At 68.8% G+C, this 12,255-nt stretch carries 10 protein-coding genes; 2 read left to right on the top strand and 8 right to left on the bottom strand.

The features are described from left to right. Positions 1-29: 29 nt before the first annotated feature. Complete coding sequence (locus tag WDZ97_RS00295; protein ID WP_425761447.1) at positions 30-1,106, top strand: ankyrin repeat domain-containing protein; 1,077 nt, start codon at positions 30-32, stop codon at positions 1,104-1,106. Here WDZ97_RS00295 and WDZ97_RS00300 read toward each other — a convergent pair. Further along, entirely contained in the window at positions 1,066-2,865 is a 1,800-nt protein-coding gene (locus tag WDZ97_RS00300) for a SulP family inorganic anion transporter (RefSeq protein ID WP_425761448.1), read from the bottom strand. The genes WDZ97_RS00295 and WDZ97_RS00300 overlap by 41 nt on opposite strands. A gap of 34 nt (positions 2,866-2,899) precedes the next feature. After that, the gene (locus WDZ97_RS00305; RefSeq protein ID WP_304001940.1) at positions 2,900-3,769 is read right to left on the bottom strand and encodes an MBL fold metallo-hydrolase; all 870 of its coding nucleotides are present in this window, start codon (positions 3,767-3,769) and stop codon (positions 2,900-2,902) included. A 279-nt stretch (positions 3,770-4,048) separates the two neighbouring features. Here WDZ97_RS00305 and WDZ97_RS00310 point away from each other — a divergent pair, with 279 nt between their 5' ends. Next, on the top strand, positions 4,049-8,071 hold the full coding sequence (locus tag WDZ97_RS00310; RefSeq protein WP_425761449.1) for a response regulator: 4,023 nt from the start codon (positions 4,049-4,051) through the stop codon (positions 8,069-8,071). Between the two features lie 4 nt (positions 8,072-8,075). Here WDZ97_RS00310 and WDZ97_RS00315 read toward each other — a convergent pair whose 3' ends face one another. The 6 genes from WDZ97_RS00315 to WDZ97_RS00340 form a co-directional block, all read right to left on the bottom strand. Then, complete coding sequence (locus WDZ97_RS00315; RefSeq protein ID WP_425761450.1) at positions 8,076-9,203, bottom strand: HD domain-containing phosphohydrolase; 1,128 nt, start codon at positions 9,201-9,203, stop codon at positions 8,076-8,078. A 154-nt stretch (positions 9,204-9,357) separates the two neighbouring features. Next, a complete protein-coding gene (pqqA, locus tag WDZ97_RS00320) occupies positions 9,358-9,432 on the bottom strand; it encodes a pyrroloquinoline quinone precursor peptide PqqA (protein ID WP_008060153.1) in 75 nt (24 codons plus the stop codon). A gap of 137 nt (positions 9,433-9,569) precedes the next feature. After that, positions 9,570-10,127: a lipopolysaccharide transport periplasmic protein LptA gene (lptA, locus tag WDZ97_RS00325; protein WP_304001949.1), complete on the bottom strand. Its 558-nt coding sequence runs from the start codon at positions 10,125-10,127 to the stop codon at positions 9,570-9,572. Further along, on the bottom strand, positions 10,124-10,705 hold the full coding sequence (lptC, locus tag WDZ97_RS00330; RefSeq protein WP_304001952.1) for an LPS export ABC transporter periplasmic protein LptC: 582 nt from the start codon (positions 10,703-10,705) through the stop codon (positions 10,124-10,126). Before lptC ends, lptA begins: the two co-directional genes overlap by 4 nt. Further along, complete coding sequence (locus WDZ97_RS00335; RefSeq protein ID WP_304001954.1) at positions 10,702-11,232, bottom strand: KdsC family phosphatase; 531 nt, start codon at positions 11,230-11,232, stop codon at positions 10,702-10,704. Before WDZ97_RS00335 ends, lptC begins: the two co-directional genes overlap by 4 nt. Continuing rightward, positions 11,229-12,218 carry a KpsF/GutQ family sugar-phosphate isomerase gene (locus WDZ97_RS00340; protein WP_304001957.1) on the bottom strand — a complete coding sequence of 330 codons (990 nt, stop codon included), beginning with the start codon at positions 12,216-12,218 and terminating at the stop codon, positions 11,229-11,231. Before WDZ97_RS00340 ends, WDZ97_RS00335 begins: the two co-directional genes overlap by 4 nt. Between the last annotated feature and the right edge of the window lie 37 nt (positions 12,219-12,255).

Here is a 12,255-nt window from a genome sequence, read left to right on the forward strand (position 1 = left end):
CGGCTGTGGCCCTCACAAGGACTCACGATTTGAATGCAGCCGCACGCGCGCTGATCACCGTCAGCGCAGCCTTCTTCATGGCATCGGCACAGGCCGAACTGCCCGATCCTTCACGCTTCGGACGGGCGATGGAGATGGGCGACATCCGTTCCGCGTCCCGCTGGCTGGACGAAGGGCTGCCGCCCGATTTCGAGGCCGACGTCACCGGCAGCGGACTGATGATCGCGGCGGCCGAGGGCAATATCCGGCTGATGGAGCTGTTCGTCGAGCGCGGCGCCAATATCGACTACGTCAGCCGCATCGGTGAGCAGGCGATCGCCCTGGCGGCGTGGAAGGGCCACCAGCGGGCGGTCGAGTGGCTGATCGAGCGCGGTGCGTCGCTCAATCCGCCGGACAAGACCTGGAGCGCGCTGCATTACGCCGCCTTCGCCGGCAAGACGCGCATCGTCGATTTGCTGCTGCGTCACGGCGCGAAGCTGGACGCGCGTGCGCCGAATCTGGCGACGCCGCTGATGATGGCGGTGCGCGAGGGCAACGAGGCCATCGTGAAGGCGCTGGTCGACGCTGGCGCCAGCACCACCGCGGTGTCCGATCGTGGCGAGAACGCGCTGGCCTGGGCGCTGCGCTACAACCGGTTGAAGATCGCGACGCTGGTGGCACCGCAGGAGAACGTGGCCGAGGCGGTCAGCGCACCGCCGGTGGCCGCACCGACGCCGCCGCCGCAGGCATCGATCCCGGCGCCACCCGAAGTGAGCGAACTGCTGAACAAGCTGCGTCAGGCCGAGGCCCAGGGCAAGCCGACCGAAGCATTGCGCCGCCAGTTCATGGCGGCAGTCGAGCGCCATCGCAAGGCGTCGGCGAAACAGACGGTGAAGGCGCCGCCGTCGGCGCTGGTCATCTCGGCGAAACGTGGCAAGGCCGGTGCCGAGCGCGCCGAACTGGTCGCCGGCGGGGCTACGCCGGCAGTACAGACCCTGGCCGAGGACGCTGGCGCGGTCGACATCCTGCGCGCCATCCAGGCGGCGCAGGCGAAAGGGCAGCCGACCGAAGAACTGCGCCGCCGCTTCAGGACCGAGGTGGACAAGCTCCGGCAGTCAGCGCAGTGACCGCCGCGTGATGCGACAGGAACACCCGGCCGCCCAGATGGGGCAGCAGGTCGGTGCGTTCCAGCTTGTCCATCACCGGCCCCTTCACTTCCGACAGGTGCAGCAGCACCCCCATGTCCTTCAGACGGTGCACCACGCTCTCCAGCATTTCGAGCGCGCTGGCGTCGATGTCGTTGACTGCCGAACACATCAGCACCACGTTGCGCACTGACGGTTGCGCGGCCACCAGCGCCAGGATGCGGTCCTCCACCTGGCGTGCGTTCATGAAGTTCAGACCTTCGTCGACGCGCAGGCCGATCAGCGACGGATCGGTATCGACCGCGTGGCGCTCGACGTTGCGGTAGTGCTCGGTACCGGGTACCCGGCCGACCACCGCCATGTGCGGGCGGCTGGCGTGCCACAGGTGATTCAGCAGCGTCAGCACGACGCCGGCGCTGACGCCGGCTTCCACGCCGAACAGCAGGGTGACGACCAGCGTCGTGGCGGCAGCCAGGAAGTCGGGTGGCGAACTGCGCCATGTCCTGCGCAGCGTGTCGGCATCGACCAGAGTCAGGATGGCCACGACGATGGTGGCGGCCAGCGTGGCCTGCGGCAGATAGTGCAGCGCCGGTGTCAGCGTCAGGGACGCCAGCGCGATGCCGACGGCGGTGAACGCGCCGGCCGCCGGCGTCGCCGCACCGGCGTCGAAATTGACCACCGAACGCGACAGCCCGCCGGTTACCGGATAGCCGCCGGTTGCCGCCGCCGCCAGATTGGCCGCGCCGAGGCCGATCAGCTCCTGGTCCGGCTCGATGCGCAGCCGGCGCTTGGCGGCGAAGGTCTGTGCCACCGACACCGATTCGACGAAACCGATGATGCTGATCAGCAGCGCCGGCAGCGCCAGCTGCGACAGCAGCGCCGGATCGAGTGAGGGCATCGTCAGCGGTGGCAGCCCGGCCGGAATGTCGCCCACCTTGCGCACGCCCGCCTCGTCCAGTTGCAGCGCCCACATCAGCAGCGTGCTGCCGAGCACGGCCAGCACCGGCCCGGCCTTGGCACAGGTATCGGCGGTGCGCGCCCCGGCGCCGAGCCGCACGAGCAATGGCTTGAGGCGCGTGCGCGTCCAGTAGAGGAAGGCCAGTACGGCGGCGCCGAGCGCCGCGGTCGGCAGATGGGTGGCGGGCAGCCCGGTGAGCAGAGGCGGCAGCAGTTCCGGCAGCGTGTCGCCGTCGGCGCGTATGCCCAGCAGGTGCTTGAGCTGGCTCAGCGTGATCAGCAGCGCGGACGCGGTGAGAAAGCCCGACACCACCGGGTGGCTCAGGAAGCTGGCGAGAAAGCCCAGCCGCAGCACACCCATCGCGATGAGCATGACGCCGGACAGCGCGGCCAGCGTCAGCGCCGCCTGCAGCCGCGCCGCCTCGTCGGCGATGCCCAGTCCGCCGACTGCCGCCGCCGTCATCAGCGACACCACCGCAACCGGGCCGACCGACAGCGCGTGACTGCTGCCGAACAGTGCGTAGGCGAACAGCGGTGCGATGCTCGCGTACAGACCGATGTGCGGCGGCAGGCCGGCGAGCTGGGCGTAGGCCAGGCTCTGCGGGATCAGCATCAGCGTCACGATGAGCGAAGCCAGCAGGTCGGCGCCGAAGGCCGGGCGGTCGTAGCGCGGTGCCCAGTCGAGCACCGGCAGCCAGCGCGCCAGACCGCGCACGCGGCGGGCCGGTGCGTGCGTGGCCTTCCGTGCGGCCTGGCCGTCGGTGTGCGAAGTTCCGGTGTTCACGGCGTCGATTGTGCCGCGCCCGCTGGCCTTCGCGTCAGAGCGCATCGAGCGGAATCTTCAGATAACGCGTGCCATTGTCCTCGGGCGGCGGCAGATGGCCGGCGCGCATGTTCACCTGCACCGACGGCAGGATGAGCACCGGCATGTCCAGCGTCGCGTCGCGCGCGGTGCGCATGGCGACGAAGTCGTCCTCCGATATGCCGTCATGCACGTGGATGTTGTGCGCGCGTTCGTCGGCCACCGTCGTTTCCCAGCGCGGCGCGCGGCCGTCCGGCATGTAGTCGTGACACATGAACAGCCGGGTTTCCGGCGGCAGCGCGAGCAGCGTGCGGATGGAGCGATACAGCGTGCGCGCATCCCCGCCCGGGAAGTCGCAGCGTGCGGTGCCATAGTCCGGCATGAACAGCGTGTCGCCGACGAAGGCGGCGTCCTCGATCAGGTAGGACATGCAGGCCGGCGTGTGCCCCGGCGTATGCAGTGCGCGCGCCTGCAGGCTGCCTATCTTGAAGGTTTCGCCATCGCGGAACAGATGGTCGAACTGGCTGCCGTCGCGTTCGAATTCGGTGCCGGCGTTGAACAGCTTGCCGAACACCCGCTGCACGGTGACGATGTGTTCGCCGATGCCCAGCCGGCCGCCCAGTTGCTGCTTGATCCACGGTGCGGCCGACAGGTGGTCGGCATGGACGTGGGTTTCCAGTATCCATTCCAGCCGCGCGCCCAGTTCGCGTACGCGGGCGACGATGCGGTCGGCCGACGCGGTCGAGGTGCGCCCGGACTTGGGGTCGTAGTCGAGCACGCTGTCGACCACGGCGCAGGCCAGGGTGGCGCGGTCGAACACGATGTAGCTCACCGTGTTGGTTGCTTCGTCGAAGAAGCTTTCGATCTGCAGGCTGTCTCGGGTCATGGGTCGGTTCTTCCTCGTGTGCGGCCGGAATGCCGTCCGGCGCTGCGGTACGGGACGATGTATAGCCTCTCTGCCGTCTCCCGATCCGTAACCTAGGTCACCCTGCGCCGTGCCACGGGGGTCATCGTGCCCCGGTAACGGCCCCGAAGGGGTAGGCTCCAGCTTGGTCAAGATGTGCGGCCGCCGGCCGATAACAAGGGGTCACCGGTGCGCACGCGGCGGCCCCGTCCTGTCGACGGATCCGATGCCGGATGCCCCGCGCCAAAGAGAATACAGCCGATGCAGGAACCACCGTTCGAACAGGACACCGTTGCCTTCCAGCGCCGCTTCGTCGCGCTGGTCGCGATCTGGCTCGTCCTTTGTGCGCTGGTTACGCTGTTCGCGGCGCGCAGTGCCAGCCACGAATACCTGCTCGACGCGCAGGCGCGCAGCGCGCTGCGCCTGGACAGCCTGAACGAATCGCTGTCCTCCACCTTCCGTCAGCTGGCCGCATTGCCGGTGACCCTGGCGCGGCAGGATGCGCTGCAGAAGTATCTGGCGGCGCAGGCGGGCGAACAGGCGATCCGCGCGCTGCCGCCCGGTCCGGCGCTCCGGCAGCATCTGATGGAACGGCGCGACGCGCTCGGCGTGAGCAGCCTGCTCAACGCCGTCGCGCAGGATTTCAATCTCGGGCTGGTCTATCTGCTGGACGCCGACGGCAATGCCATCGCCGACAGCGGTTTCCACCTGCCGTACGCGGTGCTCGGGCTCAATTACGCCGATCGCGAGTACTTCCGTCAGGCGGTCGACGGCGGGATCGGCCTGCAGTACCTGATGGGGCGCACGACGAATGTGCCCGGCTTCTACTTCTCGGCGCGCGTGGACGTGGTCGGGCGCCCGCCCGGCGTACTCGTGCTGAAGCAGGACGCCGAGACGATGCGCCATCTGTTCGGCGGCTACGACCAGCTGGCACTGATGGCCGACAACAACGGCGTGATCGTGCTGGGGTCGCCGCCCGAGCTGGTGCTCAAGCGCTTCGCGCCAGCGATCGACGATCCGATCGACGACGCCACGCTGAAGGCGCGCTATGGCGTGGTACCGCCGGTGCTGCCGTGGCAGGGCGACGAAACCCGGCTGGACGACGAGACGACGGTGCATCTGCAGGTGGTGGACGGCCTGCGCCATCTGGTGCTCGGACGCGCGATGGACGACTCGCCCTACACCGTCTGGGTGCTGCTCCCGCTGCGCGAGGAGGCGGCCCTGTGGCGGCGTCACATCGCCGGCGGCCTCGTGGTCGGCCTGCTCGGACTCGCGCTGATCGCGCTGTGGTTCCGGCGCGAACGGCAGAATATCGACACCCAGCGCACGCGCCGCGAACTGCTCGAACTGGCCAATGCGCTGCCGCTCACCGTGTTCCGCTATCACCGCCCGCTCGGCCGCGGCGGACGCTTCGCCTTCCTCGGTCATGGCGTCGAGGCACTGTTCGGGCGGACGGCGGAGAAAGTCGCGGAGGACCCGGGCGCGCTGTGGCGCGCCTGCGGCATCGACGACGACAGCCCGCCGGTGCGCTCGCGTGAACTGCAGGTGCGTACGCCGTCCGGTCCGCGCTGGCTGCGCGTGGACAGCACGCCGATGCCCGACGGCCGCGGCGGTACGATCTACAACGGCTACTGGCTCGACATCACCGAACGCAAGCTCGGCGAAGCCAAGTTCCGCGCGCTGTTCGAGCACTCCTTCGACAGCTATTTCTTCTACGACGAGGACGATGGCGTCATCAGCTGCAACCCGGCCACGCTTGCGCTGTTCGGCCTGCCGTCGGAAGAGGCGCTGCGTGGCCGCGTGCCGTGGAAAACGCCACTGTCGCCGGAGCGCCAGCCCGACGGCGAATCGAGCGCCGTCGCCGCGCGCCGTCTGCTGTCGGACGCCAGCGAGGCGGGGCGACCGCAGATGCGCGAATGGCAGTTTGCCGGCGCCGGCGATCGCGTCTTCACGGTCGAACTGGCGGTCATCCCCATCCAGCAGGGCGCGCGCCGGCTGTACTGCCTGATCGCGCACGACGTGACGCTGAAGAAGGAAGCCGAGGCCGCGATGCTGCGCGCGCGCGATGCCGCCGAGGCGGCGGCGCAGCTGAAGTCCAGCTTCCTCGCCAACATGTCGCACGAAATCCGCACGCCGATGAATGCCATCCTCGGCATGACACATCTGGCGCTGCGCGACGACATGTCGCCGCGCCAGCGCAATTACATCGAGAAGGCACACCGCTCGGCGCACGGCCTGCTGGCCATCCTGAACGACATCCTCGATCTGTCGAAGATCGAGTCCGGCCGTCTCGACATCGAGCACATCGACTTCCGCCTCGACGCGGTGATCAACCACATGGTGGACGTGATCGGTATCCGGGCTGAGGAGAAGGGGCTGGAACTGCTGTTCAGCGCCGAACCCGGGCTGCCCACGGCGCTGATCGGCGACCCGGTGCGACTCGGTCAGGTACTGATCAATCTCGGCAGCAACGCGATCAAGTTCACCGAGCACGGCGACGTGATCATCGGCGTCGAACTGAAGGCGCGCGACGAGCGTGCGGTCGAACTGCACTTCACGGTGCGGGATTCCGGCATCGGCATGGACGAGGCGCAGATCGCGCGCCTGTTCCAGCCCTTCACCCAGGCCGACAGCTCGATCACCCGCCGTTACGGCGGCACCGGCCTCGGGCTCACCATTTCGCGCCAGCTGGTCGAACTGATGGGCGGCCGCATCTGGGTGGACAGCGAACCCGGCCGCGGCTCGACCTTTCACTTCACCGCCCGCTTCGGCCTGCAGGCCAGCGCCGACGCCGTACCCGAGCGCCTGCCCGACACCATGCCCGGCTCGCACGTGCTGGTGGTCGATGACCACCCGGGCGCGCGCGATGTACTGGCGGCACTCTGTCGCGGCATCGGCCTCGAAGTCGACGTCGCCAGCGGTGGCGACGAGGCGCTGGACATGCTGGCCGCCGACGAAGGTCGGCACGGTCTCATGCTGATCGACTGGAAGATGCCCGGCATGGACGGCGTACGCCTCGCCGAGGAATTGCGGCGACGCTGGCCGCAGCGCAGCATGCGGCTCATTCTGGTCACTGCGCTGGGCCGCGACGACGTCGCTACACAGTCGGCCGGCCGCCATTTCGAAGCGGTGCTGCACAAGCCGGTCACCCCGTCGGCGCTGCTCGACGCGGTATCGCAGGCCTACGGCCGGCGCGCCGACGCACACGCCCCGACGCCCGGCGACGAACGGCTGGAAGCCAGCATGGCGGCGGTAGCCGGTGCCCGCGTGCTGCTGGTCGAGGACAACGAACTGAACCAGGAGCTGGCGCACGACCTGCTCGAGCGCGCCGGCGTCGAGGTGGTGATCGCCGGCGACGGTCAGCAGGCGGTCGACCTGCTGGCTGGCGGCAGCCGCTTCGATGCGGTGCTGATGGACTGCCAGATGCCGGTGATGGACGGCTATACCGCAACCCGCACGCTGCGCGGCCTGCCCGGTCTGCAGAACCTGCCGGTGATCGCGATGACGGCCAGCGTGCTGGAGGCGGACCGCGCGCGCATGTACGACTGCGGCATGAACGACTGCATTCCCAAGCCGCTCGACGTGCCGCAGATGTTCGCCACGCTGGCGCGCTGGGTCCATCCGCAGCCCGGTGCCGACAGGCAGTCCGGCGCGGCGGCGCCGGCGGCGCCCGACGACGCGGTGCCCGCGCTGCCCGGTATCGACACCGCGGCCGGGCTGGCGCACTGCATGGGCAAGCCGCAGCTGTACCGGCGCGTGCTGCGCGCCTTCCTGCGCGGACAGCGCGATTTCGCCGCGCAGTTCGACGAGGCGCGCCGTGGACCGGACACGCAGGCGGCGGCGCGGCTGGCGCACACGCTGCGCGGCCTGGCCGGCACCGTGGGCGCGCACACGCTGCACGGGCTGGCATCGGAACTGGAAGGGCTGCTGGCGCGCGAATCGGCCGACGCCGACATCGACGCCGCGGCGACGGCACTCACCCGCGAGCTCGATGCGCTGATCGGCTCACTGCTGCCACATCCGTGGGTGGCCGACGAGGCCGTCGCCGACGGTGCACCGCCCGACCCCCGCCAGCTGGTGGAGCCCTTGCGCGCACTGGCGCAACTGATCGCCGACAGCGACGCCGAAGCGGTGGCACGCGCGCTCGAGCTGCAGCGCCTGCTGGCTGGATCATCGCTGGAGTCGCTGGCCGCCTCGCTCGGCGACGCGCTGAAGCGCTACGACTTCGACCAGGCGAACGCCTGGCTGACCGCGCTGTACGAGCGCGCCGGCGTCCAGTCCTGAGGTCTCAGGCCGGTTGGGCGGCGCCTTCGCCGCTGTCGCCCGGTTCGGCCACCGGCACGTCGACGTCGGTCATCGGGCCGTGCGTGTCGGCGTAGGTGGCGTTGATGCGCAGCATGTCCGGCAGCACCGACGGCAGCACCGCCATCAGTGCCGGGTCGAAGTGCAGGCCGGTGTTGCGACCCATCACCTGCAGCGTTTCGTCGATGGGCAACGCCGGTTTGTAGGGGCGCGCGGTCATCAGTGCGTCGAACACGTCGGCAATCGCGACGATGCGGCCGAACAGCGGAATGTCCTCACCGATCAGGCCGCGCGGATAACCGCTGCCGTCGAAGCGCTCGTGGTGGGTGAGGGCGATGGTGCGCGCGGTCTGCAGCAGTTCGTCGTCGTGCTCGCCGATGATTTCGGCGCCGATCTCCGGGTGCTGACGCATCACCGCCCATTCGGCCTTGTTCAGCGGGCCCGGTTTCAGCAGCACGGCGTCGGGAATGCCGATCTTGCCGATGTCGTGCATCGACGCCGTGTTGAACAGCAGTTCGGTCGCCTCCGGTCCGAGGCCGATCGCCTGCGCGATCAGCCGCGCGTAATAGCTCATGCGGATGACGTGATTGCCGGTCTCGTTGTCGCGAAATTCGGCGGCGCGGCCGAGCCGGCGGATGATCTGCTGGCGTGACGCGAACAGTTCGGCGGTGCGCTCGCGTACGCGGTCTTCCAGCGCCCGCGTCTGGTCGTACAGCGCCAGATGGGTGCGCACCCGCGCGGCGACGATGGGCGGGCTGATCGGCTTGGTGATGTAGTCGACGGCGCCCACCTCCAGCCCGAGGCGTTCGTCCTCGATCGAGGTCATCGCGGTGACGAAGATGATGGGAATGCCGCGCCGGTCCGGGTTGGCCTTGATGCGACGGCAGACGTCGTAACCGTTCATGCCGGGCATCATGATGTCGAGCAGGATGAGGTCGGGCGGCTCGGTCGAATTGACGATGGCCAGCGCCTTCTCGCCGCTGGTGGCCACCTTGACCCGGTAGTCCTGGCGCAGCAGGGCGCTCAGCAGGTCGATGTTTTCCGGCGTGTCGTCGGCAACCAGTATGGTCTGTCGGGTCGTCCGCCCCGCGCTCTGATCTGCGTCCGTCACCATCGTCTCCTGTGATCAGGCCCTAAGCCTTCGGCATGTTAATCACGGTTCGCTGATATCGGAACACCTGCGGTCGATGCAGTTCCCGCCCTGCGCGGGATGTACGGACGAAAAAAAACGGCGGGGACACCGCCGTTTTTCCTGTTGCAGCCGCGTATCAGCGGTTGGCAACGTACATCGTGATCTCGAAGCCGAAACGCAGGTCGGTGGCCTTCGGGGTTTCCCAGTTCATATCTCTCTCCGTCATGTTGTACTTCTTGAAAAACACAGCGGTTGCCGTGTCTGGATCAGAGTATGGACAGGGAGCGAAGGTGCGACCTCCAGCCGCCGCTGAAAACCGGGTCATGATTTTCATGACCCGGTGACGCCTCACTCCTTCGGCGCCGACTTCGGCTGGATGATGGCGCGCACGCGCTTGGACTGGTCTCCAGCCGACGGCACCGACTTGGCGTCGCCCGAATTGGTGACCGTGTAGTTCTCGCTGATCGAGTTGTACTCGATGTACTGGCCGCGCACTTCGTCGCCGCCGCTCTTTACGTGGGCGCGCACGAAGAAGCGGGTGATTTCGGTCTTGGCGTCGTGCTCGATGCGCTCCGCCTCGCCCTCCATCCACAGGTCCTGGCCCTCGCGCTTCTGGCGGAAGCGGGCGAGGCCGCCTTCGCCGCCGGTGGCCACACCCTTCTGGTAGCCGGTGGCGTCCTGGGTCACCACGACGCGGTTGGCCTTGATGGTGAGCGTGCCCTGGGTGAACACCACGTTGCCCTCGAAGGTGTGCGTGCGGGTGCGGTCATCGACCGTCACCTTGTCCGCTTCCAGATTGACCGGCTTTTCGCGGTCGGCGCGCTCGGCGCGGGCGGGCGTGCTCAGGCCGGCGGCCAGCACGAGGTTGAGCAGGATCAGGCCGGTGAGGGCAGGGCGCAGAGTCATGGGCGGCGGGTTCTTTCGAGGGTGGCTTTGACGCGCGATTCGAGTATGTAGGTCTGTTTGACGCGGTCGGCGACCATGCCGACGCCGTGGGCGACCGATTTGCCCTGCGTCAGCTTCACCGGCTTGTCGGTGCGGGCGATCTCGTCGTCCGGGTACACGTTCAGCACGCTGGTTTCCAGCGTCATCTCGGGATTGCCGGGACTGGCCTCGCGCAGCACGCGCACATTGTCGCGCAGGATGGCTTCCTTGCCATCCTTCATCAGCTGGGCACGGTCGGCGCTGATGCGGGTCGGCGACTGCTTGCCGCGGTAGAGCAGCAAGGGCTGGTCCAGTTCGGTGGTGTCGTCGTCCGGGTAGTGACGCAGCTGCTGCGCGGTCAGCGTGTGCTGCACCTGGCCGGTGGGGTCGAAGCGGCGCACGGTGAAGTTGTCGACGATCACGTCCGGGTCGTGTCTGAGCTTGCCGGAGGACGGGCGGTCGTCGACGCGCGTGGCGCGATCCAGCCACATGGTCAGGCCGACCAGCAGGATCAGGATCAGCAGCGGCAGTGCCTGCTGGACGTTGCGCTGAAGGTTCAACGCAGGCAGTCCTGCAGCAGCGCGTCGAGCGCGCCGCGGGCGTCGAGCAGGTATTCGCAGACTTCGCGCACGGCGCCGCGGCCGCCGTCGGCTTCGGCCACCCAAGAGACGTGCTGGCGTACGAAGAAGTGGGCGTTGGCCGGCGCGGCCGAGAAGCCGCAGGCGCGCAGCACCGGCAGGTCGACGATGTCGTCGCCCATGTAGCCGCAGTGCTCCATCGCGATACCGCGTTCGGCCGCCAGTTCGCGCATCGCCTCACGCTTGTTCTCGACGCCGAGCAGCGCGGTGGTGATGCCGAGGTTGGCGGCGCGGTGACGTACCGCGGGCGAAGAACGCCCGGAAATGATGACCACCTCGACGCCGGCGCTGGCCAGCATCTTCAGACCGTGGCCATCCAGCGTGTTGAAGCCCTTCAGCGAATCGCCGTCCGGGCCGAACCAGATGGTGCCGTCGGTCATCACGCCGTCGACGTCGAAGCCCATCAGGCGAACGTTGCGGGCGGCATCGAGTACGGAGGTTTCGCTCATATCACCTTGGCCTGCATCAGGTCGTGCATGGTCAGCGCGCCGGCCAGCGCGCCGTGTTCGTCGAGCACCAGCAGCTGGTTCACGCGCTGCGTCTCCATCAGGTCGGCCGCTTCGGCCGCCAGCCGGCCGGCCGGAATGGTGCGCGGGTGGCGGCTCATCACGTCGGCCACCGGCACGGTGCGCACGTCGCCCAGGCGGTCGATGGCGCGGCGCAGGTCGCCGTCGGTAAACACGCCGGCGACAGCGCCAGCGTCGTCGAGCACCACGGTCATGCCCATGCCGCCGCGGGTCACCTGCAGCAGCGCTTCGGTGACGGTGGCGGCGACGCCGACACTGGGCACCGCGTCGCGGGCGCGCATCACGTCGCGCACGTGGGTGAGCAGGCGGCGGCCGAGTGCACCACCCGGGTGGCTGCGCGCGAAGTCGTCCTCGCGGAAGCCGCGTGCCTCCAGCAGTGCAACGGCCAGCGCGTCACCCAGCGCCAGCGCGCAGGTGGTGCTGGCGGTCGGGGCGAGGTTGAGCGGACAGGCTTCGATCGCCACGCCAGCGTCCAGATGCACGTCGGCCAGCGTGGCCAGCGTCGATGCGGGCTTGCCGGTCATCGCGATGGTGCGGCCACCCTGGCGGCGCACCAGCGGCACGATGGCCAGCAGTTCGGCGGTTTCGCCGGAATTGGACAGCGCGATCAGCACGTCGTCGCGGTGGATCATGCCGAGGTCGCCGTGCAGCGCTTCCGCCGCATGGACGAAATAGGCCGGCGTGCCGGTGCTGGCCATGGTGGCGGCGATCTTGCGCGCGATGTGGCCAGACTTGCCCAGCCCGCTGACGATGACGCGCCCCGGGCTGTCGAGAATCAGCCGCACCGCCGCTGCGAATTCGTCGCCGAGGCGCGCCGACAGCGCTTCGAGCGCGCTGCCTTCGATGGCGAGCACGCGGCGGGCGCAGGCCAGGATGTCTTCGTTCTTCGGTGGGGCAGGCTGTGTCATGCGCGGGGCGGGGTGTGCGGAGGCGTGTAATCGCCCG

The organism is Methyloversatilis sp. MC4-4 (assembly GCF_049843555.1).
GTDB lineage: Bacteria > Pseudomonadota > Gammaproteobacteria > Burkholderiales > Rhodocyclaceae > Methyloversatilis > Methyloversatilis discipulorum_B.

What these genes read in the sequence shown, in the direction of transcription:
- WDZ97_RS00305 (WP_304001940.1), bottom strand. Translation starts at nt 3,769, where the DNA reads ATGACCCGAGACAGCCTGCAGATCGAAAGCTTCTTCGACGAAGCAACC.
- WDZ97_RS00310 (WP_425761449.1), top strand. Translation starts at nt 4,049, where the DNA reads ATGCAGGAACCACCGTTCGAACAGGACACCGTTGCCTTCCAGCGCCGC.
- WDZ97_RS00315 (WP_425761450.1), bottom strand. Translation starts at nt 9,203, where the DNA reads ATGGTGACGGACGCAGATCAGAGCGCGGGGCGGACGACCCGACAGACC.
- lptA (WP_304001949.1), bottom strand. Translation starts at nt 10,127, where the DNA reads ATGACTCTGCGCCCTGCCCTCACCGGCCTGATCCTGCTCAACCTCGTG.
- WDZ97_RS00335 (WP_304001954.1), bottom strand. Translation starts at nt 11,232, where the DNA reads ATGAGCGAAACCTCCGTACTCGATGCCGCCCGCAACGTTCGCCTGATG.
- WDZ97_RS00340 (WP_304001957.1), bottom strand. Translation starts at nt 12,218, where the DNA reads ATGACACAGCCTGCCCCACCGAAGAACGAAGACATCCTGGCCTGCGCC.